General features: G+C 77.6%; 16 protein-coding genes and 1 pseudogene. 8 read left to right on the top strand and 9 right to left on the bottom strand.

The annotated features are described in order from the left end of the window. Position 1: 1 nt before the first annotated feature. The 5 genes from ACI798_RS14260 to ACI798_RS14240 are packed head-to-tail and all read right to left on the bottom strand — an operon-like array spanning position 2 to position 5,544. The gene (locus ACI798_RS14260; RefSeq protein WP_457048200.1) at positions 2-733 is read right to left on the bottom strand and encodes an HAD family hydrolase; all 732 of its coding nucleotides are present in this window, start codon (positions 731-733) and stop codon (positions 2-4) included. Next, positions 730-1,881 (bottom strand): non-hydrolyzing UDP-N-acetylglucosamine 2-epimerase, encoded by a 1,152-nt coding sequence (wecB, locus tag ACI798_RS14255; protein WP_457048199.1) that lies wholly within the window; start codon positions 1,879-1,881, stop codon positions 730-732. The genes ACI798_RS14260 and wecB overlap by 4 nt, the downstream gene beginning before the upstream one ends. Beyond that, the gene (locus tag ACI798_RS14250; RefSeq protein ID WP_457048198.1) at positions 1,878-2,939 is read right to left on the bottom strand and encodes an ATP-grasp domain-containing protein; all 1,062 of its coding nucleotides are present in this window, start codon (positions 2,937-2,939) and stop codon (positions 1,878-1,880) included. Before ACI798_RS14250 ends, wecB begins: the two co-directional genes overlap by 4 nt. Continuing rightward, positions 2,936-4,120 (bottom strand): hypothetical protein, encoded by a 1,185-nt coding sequence (locus ACI798_RS14245; protein WP_456942104.1) that lies wholly within the window; start codon positions 4,118-4,120, stop codon positions 2,936-2,938. Before ACI798_RS14245 ends, ACI798_RS14250 begins: the two co-directional genes overlap by 4 nt. After that, positions 4,117-5,544: a glycosyltransferase gene (locus ACI798_RS14240; protein WP_457048197.1), complete on the bottom strand. Its 1,428-nt coding sequence runs from the start codon at positions 5,542-5,544 to the stop codon at positions 4,117-4,119. The genes ACI798_RS14245 and ACI798_RS14240 overlap by 4 nt, the downstream gene beginning before the upstream one ends. A gap of 220 nt (positions 5,545-5,764) precedes the next feature. Here ACI798_RS14240 and ACI798_RS14235 point away from each other — a divergent pair, with 220 nt between their 5' ends. The 3 genes and pseudogenes from ACI798_RS14235 to ACI798_RS14225 all read left to right on the top strand — a co-directional run. Beyond that, complete coding sequence (locus ACI798_RS14235) at positions 5,765-6,016, top strand: DUF4244 domain-containing protein (RefSeq protein ID WP_456942102.1); 252 nt, start codon at positions 5,765-5,767, stop codon at positions 6,014-6,016. A 44-nt stretch (positions 6,017-6,060) separates the two neighbouring features. Continuing rightward, positions 6,061-6,393, top strand: a complete 333-nt coding sequence (locus tag ACI798_RS14230) for a TadE family type IV pilus minor pilin (RefSeq protein ID WP_456942101.1) — start codon at positions 6,061-6,063, stop codon at positions 6,391-6,393. Continuing rightward, positions 6,390-6,719 (top strand): annotated as a pseudogene (locus tag ACI798_RS14225) (Rv3654c family TadE-like protein); the annotation flags it as partial. The gene ACI798_RS14230 and the pseudogene ACI798_RS14225, both read left to right, overlap by 4 nt. Positions 6,720-6,743: 24 nt before the next feature. On the opposite strand, the gene ACI798_RS14220 reads toward ACI798_RS14225, so the two are convergent. Next, positions 6,744-9,248: a DEAD/DEAH box helicase gene (locus tag ACI798_RS14220; RefSeq protein WP_457048196.1), complete on the bottom strand. Its 2,505-nt coding sequence runs from the start codon at positions 9,246-9,248 to the stop codon at positions 6,744-6,746. A gap of 406 nt (positions 9,249-9,654) precedes the next feature. Here ACI798_RS14220 and ACI798_RS14215 point away from each other — a divergent pair, with 406 nt between their 5' ends. The 5 genes from ACI798_RS14215 to ACI798_RS14195 all read left to right on the top strand — a co-directional run bounded on the left by ACI798_RS14215 (position 9,655) and on the right by ACI798_RS14195 (position 17,881). Further along, complete coding sequence (locus tag ACI798_RS14215) at positions 9,655-11,910, top strand: sodium-translocating pyrophosphatase (RefSeq protein WP_456942099.1); 2,256 nt, start codon at positions 9,655-9,657, stop codon at positions 11,908-11,910. A 166-nt stretch (positions 11,911-12,076) separates the two neighbouring features. Next, positions 12,077-12,400, top strand: a complete 324-nt coding sequence (locus ACI798_RS14210; RefSeq protein WP_457048195.1) for a hypothetical protein — start codon at positions 12,077-12,079, stop codon at positions 12,398-12,400. Further along, on the top strand, positions 12,397-13,965 hold the full coding sequence (locus tag ACI798_RS14205; protein WP_457048194.1) for an alpha/beta hydrolase: 1,569 nt from the start codon (positions 12,397-12,399) through the stop codon (positions 13,963-13,965). The genes ACI798_RS14210 and ACI798_RS14205 overlap by 4 nt, the downstream gene beginning before the upstream one ends. Positions 13,966-14,165: 200 nt before the next feature. Beyond that, positions 14,166-17,111, top strand: coding sequence for a type I DNA topoisomerase (gene topA / locus ACI798_RS14200; protein ID WP_457048193.1), 2,946 nt, complete (start codon positions 14,166-14,168; stop codon positions 17,109-17,111). Between the two features lie 2 nt (positions 17,112-17,113). After that, positions 17,114-17,881 (top strand): class I SAM-dependent methyltransferase, encoded by a 768-nt coding sequence (locus tag ACI798_RS14195; protein ID WP_457048192.1) that lies wholly within the window; start codon positions 17,114-17,116, stop codon positions 17,879-17,881. On the opposite strand, the gene ACI798_RS14190 is transcribed toward ACI798_RS14195, so the two are convergent. The 3 genes from ACI798_RS14190 to ACI798_RS14180 are packed head-to-tail and all read right to left on the bottom strand — an operon-like array spanning position 17,868 to position 19,455. Beyond that, positions 17,868-18,182, bottom strand: a complete 315-nt coding sequence (locus ACI798_RS14190; protein ID WP_457048191.1) for a winged helix-turn-helix domain-containing protein — start codon at positions 18,180-18,182, stop codon at positions 17,868-17,870. The genes ACI798_RS14195 and ACI798_RS14190 overlap by 14 nt on opposite strands. Next, the gene (locus ACI798_RS14185; RefSeq protein WP_457048190.1) at positions 18,179-18,610 is read right to left on the bottom strand and encodes a hypothetical protein; all 432 of its coding nucleotides are present in this window, start codon (positions 18,608-18,610) and stop codon (positions 18,179-18,181) included. The genes ACI798_RS14190 and ACI798_RS14185 overlap by 4 nt, the downstream gene beginning before the upstream one ends. A gap of 53 nt (positions 18,611-18,663) precedes the next feature. Beyond that, positions 18,664-19,455, bottom strand: coding sequence for a trans-aconitate 2-methyltransferase (locus ACI798_RS14180; RefSeq protein ID WP_457048189.1), 792 nt, complete (start codon positions 19,453-19,455; stop codon positions 18,664-18,666). Positions 19,456-19,533 lie beyond the last annotated feature (78 nt).

The raw sequence follows: 19,533 nt of genomic DNA, 5'->3' as shown, positions 1-19,533 counted from the left end.
CTCAGACGGGGACGGCCCCGGCGACGACCGCCAGCGCGAGCTCCGCGGCCTCGGGGAACGTGCCGGTCCCCGCCCACGGCGCGGGGACGTCCGGCGCCGCCGCGTACTCGCCCTGCCGGACGCGGATGGCCCGCGCGCCCACGGCCGCGGCGACGGCGACGTCCTTGCCGGGGCGGTCGCCGATCACCAGCACCCGGTCGGCGGGGACGCCCAGGCGCGCGGCGAGGACGAGCAGCCCCTGCGGGGCGGGCTTGCGCGCGGCCCGGCCGCCGAGGGTGTCGGTGACCAGCACCGCGGTCAGCAGCGGCCCGAGCCCGGTCGCGTCGAGCTTGGCCGCCTGGATGACCGGGTTGCCGTCGGTGAGGCAGCCGACCGGCACGGCGCGGGCCAGTGCCGCGAGGGCCTCCCGGGCGCCGGGGTAGGGGTCCAGCCGCTCCGGCGCACAGGCGGTGAACGCGGCGACCAGCGGCGGCACGTACCGGGCCAGGCCGCCGGCGGGCACCCCGGCGGCCAGCAGCGCTCGGTCGATCGTGCCGCCGGCGTCGGAACCGGCCGCCTGCTCCGCGACGAGCGCCGCGTGCACCGCGTCGCCGTCCAGCCCGGCGGCGTCGGCGGCGGTCCCGACGGCCGCCGCGGCCGCGGCCAGGTAGGCGGCCTGCGGGTAGAGCGTGTCGTCGAGGTCGACGACGACGGCCAGCGGCGGCGGGCCGGACCAATCCGGTGCGGTGCTCACCAGGGCAGCCGGCCGTCGGTGAAGTCGGGCTCGTCCAGGGCCAGGAGCGCATCGGTGGCCTCGTCGGCGAGGACGGCGGCCACCTGCGGCCCGGTCGTGCCGTCGCCGTAGGGGCAGGGGAGGCCGGCCGCGCGGGCCTGCCCCGCGGGGCCGGTGTGGGCCGCGGCCGCGGCCAGGACGGCGTCGGCGGCGGAGTCGTCGGCCAGGCCGGCCAGCGTGGTGGTGCCGGCCTCGACGCCCTCCCACCGCGGCGTCGAGCCGCGCAGCACCACCACCGGGACGCCGAGGTAGGCGGCCTCCTCCTGGACGCCGCCGGAGTCGGTGACCGCCAGCCGGGCCGAGGCCAGCGCGGCCAGCAGGGTGTCGTAGTCCACCGGGCCGCTGCGGGTGACCGCCGGGTGGTCGAGCTCGGTGTCCAGGCCGGTGGCCGCCAGGCGGGCCGCGGTCCGCGGGTGCACCGGGAAGGTCACCGGCCCGACCTGGTCGGCCAGCGCGCGGACGATCCCGACCAGCCGCTTGAGCCGCACCGGGTCGTCGACGTTCGTGGGCCGGTGCGCGGTCACCAGCACGCCGGACCGCTGCGCCACCGGCACCGGGCGGACGCCGCGGGCGACGAGCGTGTCCACGACCGGGTTGCCGACCACGAACACCCGCTCGGCGGGCACGCCCTCGGCGGCGAGGAACGCCGCGGCCCGCCGGGTCGGGGCCAGGTGCAGGGCGGCCACCGCCGCGGCCACCCGCCGGTTGACCTCCTCGACGCTGCGCGGGTTGAGGCTGCGCAGCCCGGCCTCCAGGTGCGCGAACGGCACCCCGGCGCCCCGGGCGGCCAGCGCGTAGGCGGGCACGGTGTTCGTGTCCCCCAGCGCCAGGACGACGTCGGGCCGGAACCGGGCCAGCGCGCGGGCGGCGTCGGCGTGCAGCGCGCCGTACCGGGCGGCGGGGTCGTCCGTCGGCAGCGCGAAGCGGCAGGTCGGCGCGAGGCCCAGGGCCTCCTGCAGCCGGGTGGAGAGCGCCGGGTCGGTGTGCTGCCCGGTGTCGACGACGTCGACCCGGTGGCCGGCGGCGGTCAGGGCCGCCACCACGGGGGCGAGCTTGACCACCTCGGGCCGGGTCCCGAAGGGCACGAGCACGTGCCGGCGGCGGCTCACGCGGACACCGCCTGCGCGGCACAGGGGTCGGTCACCGGGGTGCCGTCGTCGGCGGTGTAGGTCTCGGCGAAGTAGCGACTCATCCGCACGCCCGGGGTGAACCACAGGTGCGGGAGCGGGGCCTGCGGGTCGCGGATGCCGGTGAGGTGGGCGCTGACGACGTCGGCCCCCGCGGCCAGCGTCAGCGGCAGCCCGCCCGAGAACCGCGGGTTGATCTCGACCACGGTGGCCCGGCCGTCGTCGCCGACGAAGCCCTGCACGTTCGCCGGGCCGGTCAGCCGCACCGCCTCCAGCGCGGCGGCGACCACGTCGGTCACGGCGGGGGAGTCGAAGGTGGTGCCCTTGACCGAGATGCCCGCGCGGGTGTCGTCGCGCCAGCGCGGCACCACGGTGAGCAGCCCGCCGTCGCGGCCGACGAGGGCGTCGGCGGTGAACTCGCGCCCCTCGAGCCGGGTCTGCGCGATGAGCGCGGCGTCCTCGGCGAGGGCGTCGGCCACCGCGGCGCGGGCGTCGAGCAGCCGCACGCCGCGGCTGCCGCGCCCGGCGCGCGGCTTGACCACCCACGGGCCCGGGACCCGCACCAGCCCGGCGGGGGTGTCGGTGGTCGCCGGGTGGGGGACGCCGGCGTCGCGCAGCGTGCGGGCGAAGGCGGCCTTGTCGCAGCACCGCTCCACGCTCTCCGCCGACGGCAGCCAGGTGGCCACCCCGGCCGCGGCCAGCTGCCCGGCGCCGGCGATGAGGGCGGGAAGCTCCTCGGCGACCGTGCCGATCAGCGCGTCCGCGCCGTGCGTCGTCGCGACGGACACGAGGGCGTCGACGAAGCGCACGTGGTCCGCCCGCGGGACGACCGCGCCGACCGTGGCGAGCGCCGCGCCTGCGGCGGTCCAGTCGGCGTCCACGCCGACCACCCGGTGCCCGAGGGCGACCAGGCGGCGGACGACCGCGACGCCGGCCGGGCCGCCCGCACCCGTGACGAGGACGGCGGGGGGCGCCGCGTCCGGGTCCGCGTGCCGGCCCTGGGCCGGGGGCGTGGGCGCGGGGTGCAGGGTCGAGGTCACCGGGGCGTCTCCGAGTCGTGCGGGCGGGCGAAGCTGGCGGGGTGCGGGACGGCGGGACCGGCCGCCGGCGGGGCGGGAACGGGCAGCGGCGGGTCGGCCGGGCGACCGGCGGGCGGCACCGCGATCCGTGCGACCGGGACCGTCGGCTGCGCCGCGGCCGGCCGGACGGGCACCCCGTCGTCGACGGACGGCCGGGCCAGGAGCCAGCCCCGGGCCCACAGCCGCAGAGCAGCCACCCGCGTGTCGGTGACCGGCTCCCACTGCCGCGCGGCGACGCACTCGGCCAGGCAGTCCAGGACCGCGAGGTCGGTCTCGTAGGTGGCCACGGCCACGAGCGAGGCGCCGTGCGCGCCGAGGCCGTCGGCGGCCAGCTCGCGGATGCGCTCGGCCCGGTGGTCCGGGGGCAGGTGGCCGAGCCGGTAGTCCACGCGCCCGGACTCGCGGCGCGCGGCCAGCCAGGCCGAGAGCCGGCGGGGGTAGACGTGGCGGTGCAGCAGCCCGGTGACCGTGGTCCGCCGCCGCCGGGCGCGCCGCTCGTCGCCCTCCGGGTCGCGGTAGCCCAGGCCCGGGCGGGCCCAGCTGTCGGGGCGGCGGGCGGTGTGCCGGCCCGCGACGTCCTGCTCGGCGCGCTCGAGGGCCGGCAGGGTGATCCACACCATCAGGAGGAAGCCGCCGAGGGTGGCGACGAGGTTCCACACCGTGCCGACCCAGTCGTGGAAGAGGACCAGCGCGCCCTCGCCCCACAGCAGGCCCGCGCCCGCGGACAGCAGCAGCCGGCCGTGGTTGAGCAGCAGCAGCGCCGCGACGGCGACCAGCAGGCCCCCGACCGCGTGCAGCTTGCGGCTGCGCAGCACGACGGCGGTCAGCGCGGTGAGGCCCAGCACCGACAGCACCGACGAGCACGACGCCGTCACGACCGCGTCGATGATCCCGCCGTCGCCGGGGAAGAGCAGCACGTGCTGCGGCAGCACGCCCGAGACCCGGCCGGGCGCGATCCAGCCGAGCACCGCCGCCACGCCGGCCGCCTCGAGCACCTGCAGCGGGCCGGACAGGTAGCGGAAGCCGAGCACGCAGATCGCCGCGGCGAGCCCCAGGTCGAGTAGCACGGGGAGCAGCCGGCGGTTCGTGCCGCGCCACGGCCGGCGGCGGACGGGCGGGACCGCGAGGCCGGCGGCGCTCACCGCTCCTCCCCGGGGGCGGCGGCGAACGACCGCGGCCGGCCGGCGGGCTCGACCGCGGCGCGGGCGGCGGCCGCCGGGACGGGGGGCGCCGCCGGCAGGACGGTCGAGGTGGCGCCGGACCGGCTGGTCTTCACCCAGCTGTAGGGCCGCCCGAGCATCCCGTCGACGTAGGCGCGGGAGGTGATCCAGATCGACAGCGCGAACGCGGGGAGGAAGCCCAGCAGCCGCCAGGCCGACCGCCGCTCCACCCGGCCGACCAGCAGCCCGACGCACAGCTCGGCGAGCGGGCCGATGAACAGCAGCATCGACAGCGGCAGCAACCCGACGACCGGCAGGTCCCCGATGCCGAAGGCGCGCAGGACGGTGAGCAGCAGGCCCAGCCCCGACAGCATCGGCACGTGGTAGACGCCGAGGAACAGCGACGTCTCCACCTTCTCCAGCGGGGAGAGGTGCGGCGTGCGCATCAGCGGCCGCCAGTAGTCGCGCAGGCACTTCTGGTGGCCGCGGGCCCAGCGGTAGCGCTGCTTCCAGAACCGCTGGGCGCTGACCACCGCCTCCTCGAAGTCGATGGCCGAGACGTCGTAGCGCACCCGCTGCCCGGCCATGAGGACGCGCAGCGTGAGGTCGGTGTCCTCGGTGACCGTCTCGGGGTTCCAGCCGCCGAGCGCGCGCAGCGTGCTCATCCGCACCGCGCAGTTGGCGCCGCCGTAGGCGGGCAGCTCGAACAGCGCCTGCCGGCCGTACTCGTTGACCAGGTAGCCGGACAGGTAGTCGACGAAGACGACGCCGGCCATGGAGGAGTCCTTGCCGTTGCGGATCACGCACCGGCCCATGACCGCGCCGACCACCGGGTCCCGGAAGTGCCGCACCAGGCGGCGCAGCGAGGAGGGCTCGGGCTCGTGGTCGGCGTCGAAGACCAGCACGATCTCGGCGTCGACCAGGTCGAGGGCCTCGTTGAGCGCGCCGGACTTGCCCCCGCCCGCACCGGGCGGCCGGTGCAGCACGCGCAGCCGCGGCTCGCGCGCGGCCCAGGCGTCGAGCTTCGGGCCGGTCGCGTCGTCGGACCCGTCGTCGACGACGACGAGCGTGAGCCGGTCGGCCGGGTAGTCCAGCGCCAGCAGCGCGGAGACCATCCCGTCGACGACGAGCTCCTCGTTCTTGCAGCCGACGAGCACCGCGACCGGCGGGGTGTAGGTGTCCAGCCCGACGTCGGCGGCGAGCAGGTCGCGCTCGGCCCAGCGGGCGGCGGCGACGGCGAAGGCGAGGTGCCGGCAGAAGTAGACGCCGAACACCACGTTGAGCGCGCCGGCGAGCACGCCGAGCGTCGGGTCGAGCCCGAACGCGGCCACGGCGGCGGCGAGGGCGACGACGTAGCCGGCCAGGACGAGGGGGCGGCCCTCGGGGCGGTCGGTGCCGTGTGCCACGGGTCCTCCTCCCGGCCGCCGGTGACGCGTCCGCGCCACCTCCTCGCAGGTTCGGCACCTGCCGGGACCACCTGAAGCGGAAGCACCGACACCCCGCCGGATCGCCGTCCACAGGCGGCCCGCCGTCCACAGCCTGCGGGCGGGCGCCGGCGGAGGCCCCCGGCGCGGCGAGGGTCGGGGCGCGCCCCGCGACCGGGGCCACCCGACCCGAGGAGGAGCCGTGACCACCGACCACCCGCCCGCCGAGGACCCGACCGAGCCGACTCCCGCGGGACCCGGGCGGCGGGCGCTCGCCCGCCGCTGGGCCCGGGTCCGCGCGACCGCCGAGGCGGGCATGAGCACCGCCGAGTACGCCGTCGGCACGGTCGCGGCCTGCGCCTTCGCCGCGGTCCTCTACCGCGTGGTGACCGGGGGCTCGGTCGTCAGCGCGCTCGGCGACCTGGTCGAGTCCGCGCTCGGCGCCCTCTCCTGACCGTGCGCCGCCGCGCGGTGCCCCCGGACCGGCGGGAGGCCGGGATGGTGACCGCCGAGACCGCCGTCGTGCTGCCCGTGCTGGTGCTCGTCCTCGCCGCCGTCGTCTCCGCCGTCGTGGTGGTCGGCGCGCACCTGCGCTGCGTCGACGCCGCGCGGGAGGGTGCCCGGGCCGCCGCCCGCGGGGAGGACGCGGCGCAGGTCCGCGCGCTGGCCGCCCGGGTGGCGCCGGACGGGGCGGTGACCGCGGTGGTCGTCGCGGGGGAGGAGGTCCGGGTCACCGTCGCCGCGTCGGTGGCGCCGCTGGGCGTCGGCCCGGCCGTCGGGGTCGCGGCCGGCGCGGTCGCCCGGCTGGAGCCCGGGGTGGCCGAAGGGTGAGCGGGCGCGAGCGGGGCTCGGCGACGGTGTGGACGGTGGCCCTGGCGGGCGTGCTGGCGCTGGTCGGGCTGGCCGCGGTCCTCGTCGGCGCGGCGGTGGTCGCCCGCCACCGCGCCGGGTCCGCGGCCGATCTCGCCGCGCTCGCCGCCGCCGCGCGGGCGGTCACCGGGGACCCGGCCGCCTGCACGGCCGCCGCCGAGGTGGCGCGGGCCAACGGCGCGGACCCGGTGGCCTGCACGGTCGGGGACGGTGCGATCGTCGACGTGCGGGTGGCGGTCACCGTCCCGCTGGGGCCGCTGGGCGCCCGCCGCGCCGAGGCGGTCGCCCGCGCCGGGCCGGCGCCGCCGGGCTCAGAAGACCAGGCCGTCCTCGACGTGGCCGGCGCCGGCGTCCGCGGCGGGCTCACCGCCGTCCGGCTCCGGGGCGGCCTCGGACCGCGGAGCGGCCCGCCCGGTGCCCGGCCGCCGCAGCAGCCCCCGGACCGGGCCGGTCGGCATCACGTGGGCGGTGCCGTCGGCCTCGGGCTCCTCGGCGTCGTCGCCGTCGGCGGTCTCCTCGGCCGCGGCGAGCTCGTCGAGCACGACGTCGAGCACGCGCACCGCGCCGGCCTTGTCCAGCGGGTCGTTGCCGTTGCCGCACTTGGGCGACTGCACGCAGGAGGGACAGCCGCTCTCGCACTCGCAGCTGGCGACGGTGGCGCGGGTGGCCCGCAGCCAGCGCCGCAGCGCCGCGAAGCCGCGCTCGGCGAACCCGGCCCCGCCGGGGTGCCCGTCGTAGACGAACACCGTCGCGGTCCCCGTGTCCGGGTGCAGCGCGGTGGACAGCCCGCCGAGGTCCCAGCGGTCGCAGGTGGCCAGCAGCGGCAGGATGCCGATCGCCGCGTGCTCGGCGGCGTGCAGCGACCCGGGCAGCGCCAGGTCGTCGACCTCGGCGCGGGCGACCGCGTCGGCGTCGAGGGTCAGCCACACCGCGCGGGTGCGCAGCTGGCGCGGCGGCAGGTCCAGCGGGAACTCGGCGAGCACCTCGCCGGTGCCGGCCCGCCGGCGCTGGTAGGCCACGACCTGGTTGGTCACGTCGACGACGCCGGTGTGCGCGGTGACCGTGCCCAGCCGGCGGGTGCGCTCGACGTCCACGACCGAGAGGTCGGTGACGTCGCGGGCCACGGTGGTCCACTCCGGGCTCTCGGCGTGCACGACGGCGCAGGCGTCCTCGGGGTCGAACTCGTCGACGACGAAGGTCTCGCCGCGGTGCACGTACAGCGCGCCGGTGTGCACGGTGGAGTGCGCCGCCCCGCCGTCCACGGTGCCCAGCAGCCGGCCGGTGTCGCCCTCGATGATCGCCACCGGCTCGCCGCCGCTGCCCCGGATGTCGACCTCGGGTCGCCCGCGGCCGGCCCAGTACCAGCCGGCCGGCCGCCGCCGCAGGTCCCCGGCCGCGACGAGCTCGTCCAGGCGCGCCTCGGCCACCGGGCCGCCGAAGTCCGGCAGGTCCGCGGGGGTCAGCGGCAGCTCGGCCGCCGCGGAGCACAGCTGCGGCCCGAGCACGTAGGGGTTGGCGGGGTCGGTGACGGTGGCCTCGACCGGGCGGCCGAAGACCGCCCGGGGGTGGTGGGCCAGGTAGTGGTCCAGCGGGTCGTCGCGGGCGACGAACACGACCAGCGACTCGCGCTGCGCCCGCCCGGCGCGGCCGGCCTGCTGCCACAGGGAGGCCAGGGTGCCGGGGTAGCCGGCGAGCACCACGGCGTCGAGCCCGGCGATGTCGATGCCGAGCTCGAGGGCGTTGGTGGTGGCCACGCCGAGCAGCTCGCCCGCGGACAGCGCCCGCTCCAGCTCGCGCCGCTCCTCGGGGAGGTAGCCGCCGCGGTAGGAGTCCACGCGCCGCACCAGGTCGCCGCGGCCCCGGTCGGCCAGCAGCCGGCGGGCCTGCTCGGCCACCGACTCGGCACTGCGCCGGGACCGGACGAACGCCAGCGTCCGCGCGCCGCGCTCGACCAGGTCGGCCAGCAGCCCGGCGGTGTCCGCGGCGGCCGACCGGCGCAGCGGCGCCCCGTGCTCGCCGGTCTGCTCGGTGAGCGGGGGTTCCCACAGCGCGAAGGTCGCGCCCGGGCGCGGGGAGCCGTCGTCGGTCACGGCCACGACCGGCGCCCCGACCAGCCGGCCGGCCGCCGCGGCCGGCTCGGCGACGGTCGCCGAGGCCAGCACGAACACCGGGTCGGCGCCGTACCGGCGGCAGATGCGGCGCAGCCGGCGCAGCACGTGCCCGACGTGCGAGCCGAAGACCCCGCGGTAGGCGTGGCACTCGTCGATGACGACGTAGGCCAGCCGGCGCAGGGTCGAGGACCAGCGCTGGTGGGCGGGCAGCACGCCGCGGTGCAGCATGTCCGGGTTGGTGACGATCCACCGTGAGTGCCGGCGCACCCAGTCGCGCTCCTCGGCGGGGGTGTCGCCGTCGTAGGCGGCCGGCCGCACCGACGGGTCGGCGAGCGCGGCGACCGAGGCCAGCTGGTCGCGGGCCAGCGCCTTGGTCGGCGCGAGGTAGAGGACGCAGGCGCGCGGGTCCTCGGCCAGGCGGGTGAGCGCGGGCAGCTGGTAGGCCAGCGACTTGCCCGACGCGGTGCCGGTGGCCACGACCACCGAGGTGCCGTCGTGGGCCAGCTGCGCGGCCTCGACCTGGTGCCGCCACGGCTCGCGGACGCCCTGCTGCTCGAGCCGCTCCCGCAGGCCGGGCTCGACCCACTCCGGCCAGGGCAGGGTCCGGCTCTCCCGCACCGCCAGCCGGTGCACGTGGGTGACCGGGGACTCCTCCTCCGGGGTGCTGGCCAGCAGGCCCTCGAGCAGCTCGGCGCCCGGCGGCACGCTGCCTGGATCGGCGCTCCCGGGGGCTGCCGACCCGTGCGCGGCGGCCGAGCCGTGGACCGGCGTCCCCTCCACGGCGGTGCCCTCTCCCGCGGTGCCCGGCGCCTCGCCCCCCGAGGACCCTCCGCGGCCGGGTGGGGGAGCAACCGACCGGACCGGGTGGAGCGTGGTCACCCCTCCACTGTCACACCCGGGGGCAAGCCGCTCCTCGTCCCACCAGGGGAGCGACCCGCCGCCCGCCTGCGGTCCCGCACCCCGGGCCCCCCGGTCCCGGGGAGGGGGCAGACCGCGGAGTGTGATTCCGCTTACACTCGCGCCTCGTCTCCGGGCGGTCCGCCCGCCGACGTGCTGTCCGCCGACCGGGGACGCCAGCCGCCCGTCGGCAGCCGACCGCTGGGAGGTACCGATGCCGGACAATGATCTCTCCGGCGGGGACGTCGTCCTCGTGACGGCAGCCCTCGTCGTCTCGCTGGCTGCACTGGTGTTCGCGTGGTCCCTCGTGCGCGCCGTCCTGGCCGCCGAGCAGGGCACCACGCGCATGCGGGACATCGCCCGGGCCGTGCAGGAGGGCGCCGGGGCCTACCTGCGGCGGCAGTTCCGCACGCTCGGTGTCTTCGCGGTGATCGTCTTCCTGCTCCTGCTCGTCCTACCGGTCTCCGACGGCGGCTGGGGCACCCGCACCGGCCGCGCGGTGTTCTTCCTCGTCGGCGCCCTGTTCTCCGCGACGGTCGGCTTCATCGGGATGACGCTGGCCACGCGCGGCAACGTCCGAGTCGCGGCCGCCGCCCGCACCGGGGGCTACCGGCCGGCCTTCCGCATCGCGTACCGCACCGGCGGGGTCTGCGGGATGATCACCGTCGGCCTCGGCCTGTTCGGCGCGTCGCTGGCGCTGCTGCTGTTCGACGAGACCGCCCCCGTCGTCCTCGAGGGCTTCGGGTTCGGCGGCGCCCTCCTGGCGATGTTCATGCGCGTCGGCGGCGGCATCTTCACCAAGGCCGCCGACGTCGGCGCCGACCTGGTCGGCAAGGTCGAGGCCGGCATCCCCGAGGACGACCCGCGCAACGCCGCCACCATCGCCGACAACGTGGGCGACAACGTCGGCGACTGCGCCGGCATGGCCGCCGACCTCTTCGAGTCCTACGCGGTGACCCTCGTGGCCGCGCTGATCCTCGGGCAGGTCTTCTTCGGCGCGGTCGGCATGGTCTTCCCGCTCGTCGTCGCCGCGATCGGCGTGCTCGCCTCCGTCGTCGGCATCCTCGCCAGCAACCCGGGCAAGAGCGACGCCAGCGGCCTGGCCCCGATCAACCGCGGCTTCTTCACCTCCGCGGTCGTGTCGCTCGTCCTCGTCGCCGCCGCGGCCTTCACCGTGCTGCCGAGCGTCGCCGACGTCCCCGACTCGGTGGTCAACCCGCAGGTGCTCGGCTTCGTGGCCGTCCTGGTCGGGATCGTGCTCGCCGCCGCCATCCAGCAGCTCACCGGCTACTTCACCGAGACCAGCCGCAAGCCCGTCCGCGACGTCGGCCGCAGCTCGCTCACCGGCCCGGCGACCGTGGTGCTGTCCGGCATCTCGCTGGGCCTGGAGTCGGCCGTCTACGCCGCCCTGCTCATCGGCGCCGCCGTCTACGGCGCCTTCCTCATCGGCGGCGGCGCGGCGCTCTACGCCGTCGCCCTGGCCGGGTGCGGGCTGCTCACCACCGCCGGCGTGATCGTGTCGATGGACACCTTCGGCCCGGTCAGCGACAACGCGCAGGGCATCGCCGAGATGTCCGGCGACATCGACGACGACGGCGCCCGCGTGCTCACCGACCTCGACGCCGTCGGCAACACCACCAAGGCCATCACCAAGGGCATCGCGATCGCGACCGCCGTGCTGGCCGCCACGGCCCTGTTCGGCTCCTACAACGAGCAGGTCCGCGCCGCCCTCGACGGCGTCGACCTCGGGCAGGCGTTCAGCCTGGTCGAGCCGGACAACGTCGTCGGCGCGGTCATCGGCGCGGCGGTGGTGTTCCTCTTCTCCGGGCTGGCGATCAACGCGGTGTCCCGGGCCGCCGGGCGGGTCGTGTTCGAGGTCCGCGAGCAGTTCCGCACCCGCCCCGGGATCATGGACTTCTCCGAGCGGCCGGACTACTCCGCCGTCGTCGACATCTGCACCAAGGACTCGCTGCGCGAGCTGGCCACCCCCGGGCTGCTGGCCGTGCTGGCGCCGGTGGCGGTCGGCTTCGGCCTCGGCTTCGGCCCGCTGGCCGCCTACCTGGTCGGCGCGATCGCCGCGGGCACGCTGATGGCGGTCTTCCTCGCCAACTCCGGCGGCGCCTGGGACAACGCCAAGAAGATGGTCGAGGACGGCGCGTACGGCGGGAAGGGCAGCGAGGCGCACGCGGCCACCGTCATCGGCGACACGGTGGGCGACCCGTTCAAGGACACCGCGGGCCCGGCGATCAACCCGCTCATCAAGGTGATGAACCTGGTGGCGCTGCTCATCGCGCCGGCGGTCGTCGGCCTGCAGGTCGGGGAGGACGCCAACACCACGGTGCGGCTGCTCATCGCCGGCGCCGCGACGCTGGTGGTCATCGCCGCCGTGGTGGTGTCCAAGCGCCGCTCGGTCGTCGTCGGCGGCACCGCCGGGGAGCCGGCCGGCACGCTCACCACGTCCGCTTCCTGAGCCCACCCCGCGAGCCTCCGCCCGGCCCGGCCGGGCGGGGGCCCGCGGCGGCGGTCTGTGGACGGGGAGCCGGCTGTGGACGACGCGGCCGGTCCCGGCGCGGGGCCGTCCTAGCGTCCGCGGCGCCGGACCCACCCGGGGTCCGGCGCCGACGCCGGGAGGGCCGTTGTCCGCCACCATCGCCGTCCAGCTCGAGGCCGTCCAGGCGCTCGGTGAGGAACTCGCCGCCCTGGCCGCCGAGCTGTCCTCCGACGCCGACCTGTGCACCTCGACCGCGGTGTCGCTGGCGACGGCGGCGGCGGGGGAGGTGTCCGAGCAGGCCGGGACGACCGGGCGGCTGTGGGCCGTGCTCGTCGCCGACCTCGCCACGGGGGCCGACGCCGCGGCCACCGCGCTGCTCGGCGCGGTGCGGTCCTACCGGCTGGCCGACGCCACGGTCTCCGACCGGCTGCTGGCGGCGCGGGCGGCGCTGCCCGCGGGCGCCCGGTGAGCGCCCCGGGCCTCACGGCCGTCGCCGCGTGGGACGTCCCGCTGCTCGACGGCGCCGTCTGGACGCTCGAGGCGGTGACCGAGCGGCTGCCGCGGTGGCGCGCCCGGACGGAGGCGGTCGCCCGCGCCCTGGCCGCCGCCGAGTGCTGGTCCGGGGACGCGGGGCAGGCCGCGGCGGGAGCGCTGGGGGAGGTGTCCGCCGTCGTCACGGCGGTGACCGCTGCCCTGGGCGCGTCGCTGGACCGGCTCCAGGACACCGCCCGGGAGGCGCGCACCGCGCAGGACCTGGCGGAGCAGGCGCTGGCCGAGGCCGCCGCCCGCGGCGTCACGGTGGACGAGGCCGGCGGCGTCGTCGTCCCGGCGCCGGCCGCACCGCCGGCCGGCGCGACACCGGAGGCGCTGGCCGGCCACTACGACGCGATCGCCGAGCAGGCCGCCGCGGCCGAGCGGGTCGCCGGGCTGGCGGCCGACGCCCTCCGCGCCGCGGCCCGGGCCGCCGCCTGCGCGGCCGACTCGGCCGCGCCGCTGGGCACGGTCGGGACGGCCGGGGGCGTCGTGCCCCCGGACTACGCCGGCCTCGCGGCGGCCGTGGCCGCGGACGGGGTCTGGGTGCCGTCCTGCCTGCCGGTGCGGGGGACGTCGCCGGAGTCGGTGGCGGCCTGGTGGGCGGGGCTGTCCACCCGGGCGCGCGAGCTGGTCACCCTCGTCGATCCCCGGCTCGTCGGGAACCTGGACGGCCTGCCGGCGTGGGCGCGGGACCGGGCGAACCGGCTGGTGCTCGAGAGAGCCCTGGCCGACCCGTCCGAGGACACCGAGGAGACCGCGCGGGCGGTGGCGGCCGAGCTCGAGCGCGAGGAGGCGGCCGGCCGCCCGGTGCAGCTGTGGTCCCTCGACCTCAACGACCACCTGGCGGCCGTCGTCCACGGCGACCTCGACACCGCCGACGACGTCGGGGTGTACGTGCCGGGCGTGGGCAACGACGTCGAGGACCTCGGCGGTCTGGGCGCCGACGCCCGGGCGGTCGCCGACGCGGCCCGCGCCGCAGCCCCCGCCGCCTCGGTGGCCACGGTCGCCTGGCTGGGCTACCGCCCGCCGGGCGGCGTCGTGTTCCCGACGGCGTGGGTGGAGGGGCGGGCGGGGACCGGTGGGAGGGCCCTGGCCGGCGACCTGGCCGGGCTGGCGGCGGCGCGGGCGGCCGACCCCCTCCGGGGCGGGGAGCCGCCCCGGGTCACCGTCGTCGCACACAGCTACGGGACCGTCGTGGTCGACCGGGCCGCGGAGGAGCCCGGTCGGCTCGCGGCCGACGCGGTGGTCCTCCTCGGCAGTCCCGGGATGGACGGCCCGGCGTCGGACCTGGAGGTGGAGGAGGTCCACGAAGCCTCGCCGGCCCTGGACCTCGTCACCTGGCCGCTGGACGTCCACGGCACGAACACCGGCGACGACGACTTCGGGGCGACCCCGCTGCCGGCCGACTGGGACACCTGGCACACCTGGTACCTCGACCCCGGCCGGCCGACCCTCGCGGGGATCGGGGAGGTGGTCTCGGGTGCGCAGCAGGGTGACTGACCGGCCGGGACCCGGGCGGGGGAGGCGGGGAACAGCCGCGCCGCTGCACCGTTGGAGGCGGTGACGGCGCGCCCGCGCGCAGTCGCCGACCGGTCGTGTTCCGGCGTCGTGGCCTACCGTGGCCCGCCGAGGGGGCGCACCGCGTGACGACGAGACCGCGTACCGCGCTGCCGCGACCAGCACCACCCGACAGGAGCACCGTGCCCACGAAGACCGCGAAGAACGGCCAGACCGCCGCCACGACCGCCGGCGGCACGAGCACGCCCGCCCGCCGCCGGACCGCTGCTGCCGGGGGCGGCCGCCCGCTGGTCATCGTGGAGTCCCCGACCAAGGCCGGGAAGATCGCCGGCTACCTCGGCAACGGCTACGTCGTGGAGGCCAGCGTCGGGCACATCCGCGACCTCCCGCGCAACGCCGCCGACGTCCCGGCCGAGCACAAGGGCGCCCCGTGGGCCCGCCTCGGCGTCGACGTCGACAACGCCTTCGAGCCGCTCTACGTCATCAGCCCCGACCGGAAGCAGCAGGTCAGCCGGCTCAAGCAGCTGGTCAAGGACGCCAGCGAGGTCTATCTCGCGACAGACGAGGACCGCGAGGGCGAGGCCATCGCCTGGCACCTGGTCGACACCCTCAAGCCGCGGGTCCCGGTCCGCCGCATGGTGTTCCACGAGATCACCCCCGAGGCCATCGCCCGCGCCGTGGCCAACCCCCGCGAGCTGGACACCGCGCTGGTGGACGCGCAGGAGACCCGCCGCATCCTCGACCGGCTCTACGGCTACGAGGTCAGCCCGGTCCTGTGGAAGAAGGTCCTGCCCCGGCTGTCGGCCGGCCGCGTCCAGTCGGTGGCCACCCGCATCGTCGTCGAGCGGGAGCGCGAGCGGATGGCGTTCACCGCCGCCGACTACTGGTCCCTCGACGGCGTCTTCGCCGTCCCCGGCCGCACCGGCGCGGACGCGGGCGAGCCGACGACGCTGCGCGCCCGCCTGGTCAGCGTCGACGACAGCCGCGTGGCCACCGGCCGCGACTTCGACCCCGCCACCGGGCAGGTGACCGGCGACGTCGTCCACCTCGACGAGGCCGGCGCCCGGGGCCTGGCCGCCCGGCTCGAGGGCCGCCAGGTCACGGTCAGCCGGGTCGACGAGAAGCCCTACCGGCGCCGTCCCTACGCGCCGTTCACCACCTCCACGCTGCAGATGGAGGCCGGCCGCAAGCTCGGCTGGTCCTCGGCGCAGGTCATGCGGGTGGCCCAGCGGCTGTACGAGAACGGCCACATCACCTACATGCGGACCGACTCGACCAACCTCTCCACCGAGGCGATCAACGCCGCCCGCACCCAGGCCCGCGAGCTCTACGGCGACGCCTACGTCCCCGCCGAGGCCCGCCGCTACAGCAAGAAGGCCAAGGGCGCACAGGAGGCGCACGAGGCGATCCGCCCCGCCGGCGACTCCTTCCGCACGCCCGGCCAGCTCGCCGGCCAGCTCGCCCGCGACGAGTTCCGCCTCTACGAGCTGATCTGGCAGCGCACCGTCGCCTCGCAGATGGCCGACGCCGTCGGGCAGACCGTGAGCATCCGGCTGGCCGGGCGCAGCAGCACCGACGAGCGGGTCGAGTTCACCGCCAGCGGCCGGACGATCACCTTCCCCGGCTTCCTGCGGGCCTACGTCGAGTCCCGCGACGAGGGCGCCGGCAACGGCGACGACGAGCACGGCAGCGACGACGCCGAGCGGCGGCTGCCCCGGGTCGAGCGCGGCCAGCAGCTCGACACGCGGTCGCTGGAGCCGAAGGGGCACACGACGACCCCTCCGTCGCGCTACACCGAGCCCAGCCTGGTCGCCCGGCTCGAGGAGCTGGGCATCGGCCGCCCCTCGACCTACGCGTCGATCATGCAGACCATCCAGGACCGCGGGTACGTGTGGAAGAAGGGCGCCGCGCTGGTGCCCTCCTTCACCGCCTTCGCGGTGGTGAACCTGCTCGAGCAGCACTTCGCCGCGCTGGTCGACTACGACTTCACCGCGTCGCTGGAGAACGAGCTCGACGAGATCGCCGCCGGCGAGCTCGGTCGGGTCGACTGGCTGACCGAGTTCTACTTCGGCGGCGAGGGCCGGCATGCCGGCGGCATCGCGGCCTCCGGCGGGCTCAAGCAGGTCATCGGCCAGCAGCTGGAGGAGATCGACGCCCGCGGGGTCAACTCGATCCCGCTGCGGGCGACCGGGCCGGCCGGCGAGCCGGTCGTGGTCCGCGTCGGCCGCTACGGCCCCTATCTGCAGGCCGGCGGCGAGGAGGGTCCCCGGGTCAGCCTCCCCGAGGACCTCCCGCCCGACGAGCTCACCAGTGAGAAGGTCGCCGAGCTGCTCGCCGCCCCCTCCGGCGACCGGCAGCTGGGCACCGACCCCGAGTCCGGGCACCCCGTCGTGGTCAAGGCCGGCCGCTACGGCCCCTACGTCACCACCGTGGTCCCCGAGGGCAGCAAGGACAGCCCGCGGACGGCGAGCCTGTTCGCGTCCATGTCCCCGGAGACGGTGACCCTGGAGCAGGCGCTGCAGCTGCTGACCCTGCCGCGCACCGTGGGCACCGCCCCCGACGGCGAGGAGATCCAGGCGCTCAACGGCCGGTACGGGCCCTACCTCAAGAAGGGCAGCGACTCGCGGTCGCTGGAGGACGAGCAGCGGCTGTTCACCGTCACCCTCGACGAGGCGCTGGCCGTGTTCGCCCAGCCCAAGCAGCGGGGACGGCGGGCCGCGGCCGCGCCGCTCAAGGAGCTCGGCGCCGACCCGGTCAGCCAGGGCCAGATCACCGTCCGCGAGGGCCGGTTCGGTCCCTACGTCACCGACGGCGAGACCAACGCCAGCCTGCGCAAGGGCGACGACGTCGAGACCATCTCGCTCGACCGCGCCGCCGAGCTGCTCGCCGACCGCCGCAGCCGGCCCGCCGCCACGAAGAAGAAGGCCGCCAGGAAGGCGACCAAGACGGCGGCGGCCAAGACGGCGGCCAAGACGGCGGCGACCAAGACCACGGCGACCAAGACCACGGCGGCCAAGAAGACGGCGGCCACCAAGGCCACCGCCAAGAAGACCGCGGCCAAGAAGACGGCGGCCAAGGGGGCCACGGCGGAGAAGGCGGCCCCGTCCGACGCCGTCCCCGCCGGCTGACCGTGACGGCGACCGGCTCGCTCGACGCCGCCGACTGGCAGCAGCGGCGGACGTCGTTCGGGTCGGTCGCCGCCGACTACGCCGCGCTGCGCCCGGGCTACCCGGCCGACGCGGTGGCGTTCCTGCTCGGCAGGCGGCCGCGGCGGGTGCTCGACCTGGGCGCCGGCACCGGGCTGCTCACCGACGTCCTCGTCGCCGCCGGGCACGAGGTGCTCGCCGTCGACCCGTCGGCGGAGATGCTCGCCCAGCTGCGGACCCGGCACCCCGGCGTCCCGGCGCGGGTCGGCGGCGCGGAGGCGATCCCGCTGGCCGACGCGAGCGTCGACGCCGTCGTCGCGGGTCAGGCCGCGCACTGGTTCGACCCGGAGCCGGCCGCGGCGGAGCTGCGCCGGGTGCTGCGGCCCGGCGGCGTGGCCGGGTTCGTGTGGAACACCCGCGACGAGACCGTGCCCTGGGTCGCCGCGCTCGGCGCCGCACTCGCCACCGAGGCCCGCGGCCACGAGGCCGACCAGGGCGTCGTGGCGGCCTTCGCCGCAGCGCTGCCCGCCGACGTCGCCACCGCGCGGTCGCGGGTCGTCCAGCGGGTCACCCCCGAGCAGGTCGTCGGCGGCATCGGCACCCGCAGCTACGTCGCGACGATGACCCCGGACGCCCGCGCCGCGTTCCTCGGCGGCCTCCGCGACCTGCTGGCCGGCCACCCCGACACGGCCGGGTGCGACGTCCTCGAGCTGCCCTACCGCACCGACGCCTACCGGCTCAGCCCGCGTTGAGCGCCCGGCCCTCCGCGATCGCCCGCAGCGCCGCCACGTGGGCGGCGAACGCCTCGCGGCCGCGCGCGGACAGCCGCAGCCAGGTCCGCGGCCGCTTGCCGACGTAGCCTTTGCGCACCTCGACGTAGCCCGCCCGCTCCAGCACGGCCACCGTCTTCGACAGCACCGAGTCGCTGACCTGCACGCCGTCGCGGACGAAGCCGAACTCCGCCTCCTCCGCCGCGGCCAGCGTGGCCACCACCGAGAACCGCACCGGCGCGTGGATCACCTCGTCGAGCGCGTGCCGCGGGTGCCCGGTCACCGCGGCCGCTCCCGCCAGGCACCCACCAGGCACGGCGCCGCGACGGCGACCGCCAGCGGCGCCCACCACGCCCAGCCGGAGGCCAGCCCGGGCACGGTGAGCCCGACCGCGAGCCCGAGGCCCAGCACCGCGCCCCAGACGCCCATGGCCACGCCGAAGCGGGTGGAGAAGCCGGCGCGCACCGAGCCGCGGCCGGCCAGCAGCGCCGCCGCCGCGCCCAGCACGGCCAGCGCGTAGACCACCGCCGCCGCCCCGACCCCGCGCTCGGACCCGGCCACCGGCTGGGCGAGGAAGAACCCGGCGCTCGCGCAGCCGAGGGTGAGCAGGAACGCCGACGCCGCAGGGCTCGCCTCCCGCCGCACCCGGGCGGCCGCGGCGTCGGCCTCGGCCAGCAGGGCGGTGGCGGACTCGGGCGTGGGAGCGGGCACGGCTGCCTCCTCGGTCGGGGTGCGCGACAGGGTGGCAACTACTTTCCACCCGGTCAAGTAGTTGCCGACCGGGAGCCCACCGCGAACACCCGGCGGAAGGGCAGCACGGTCGTCCCGTCCGGCCGCGCCGGGTAGGCCGCCCGCAGCGCCGCGGCGTACTCGGCGGTGAACGCGGCGGCGTCGGCGTCGTCGAGCAGCGCCAGCACCGGCCGCAGCACCGTGCTGCGCACCCAGCTCAGCACCGGGTCGGCGCCGCTCAGGACGTGCAGGTAGGTGGTCTCCCAGACGTCGGCGGACAGACCCGCCGTCGTGAGGACGTCGAGGTAGCCCGCCGGGTCGAGCACCGGGTCGGGCGGGGGAGCGGCCGCGGCCAGGCGGGGCGCCCACCGCGGCCCGGTGCACAGGTCGGCCAGCAGCCGGTGCGTCGGCGCCCGGTGGTTGCCGGGCACCTGCAGCGCCAGCCACCCGCCCGGCGCGAGGTCGCCGGCCCACCGCGCGAGCAGGTCCGCGTGCCCGGGCACCCAGTGCAGGACGGCGTTCGTGACGAGGACGTCGACCGGGCCGTCCGGCCGCCAGTCGCGGACGTCGCCCGGCACGAACCGCACCCGCCCGGGGACGGCGTGCGCGGCCGCGGCGGCGAGCATCTCCGGGGAGGAGTCGACGCCGGTCACCCGCGCGCCGGGCCAGCGCCGCGCGAGCGAGGCGGCCGGCTCCCCGGTGCCGCAGCCCAGGTCGACGACCTCGCGCGGTCCGCGCGCGTCCACCCGGGCCAGGAGGTCGGCGAACGGCCGCGCCCGCTCGCCGGCGTGGCGGAGGTAGGCGGCGGGGTCCCAGGCGGCGCTCACCCGCCGACCGTAGGACCCCGGGAGCGTCGTCCCCGGCCGGTACCGTGGACCGGCCGACGCCCACCCTCCACGAGCCCG

This window comes from Geodermatophilus sp. SYSU D01045 (assembly GCF_054050295.1).
The sequence above is the reverse complement of the archived record's forward strand: the minus strand, read 5'-3'. Positions and strand labels throughout refer to the sequence as shown.

Coding starts and splice junctions, on each gene's coding strand:
- ACI798_RS14230 (WP_456942101.1), top strand. CDS start 6,061: ATGGTGACCGCCGAGACCGCCGTCGTGCTGCCCGTGCTGGTGCTCGTC.
- ACI798_RS14215 (WP_456942099.1), top strand. CDS start 9,655: ATGCCGGACAATGATCTCTCCGGCGGGGACGTCGTCCTCGTGACGGCA.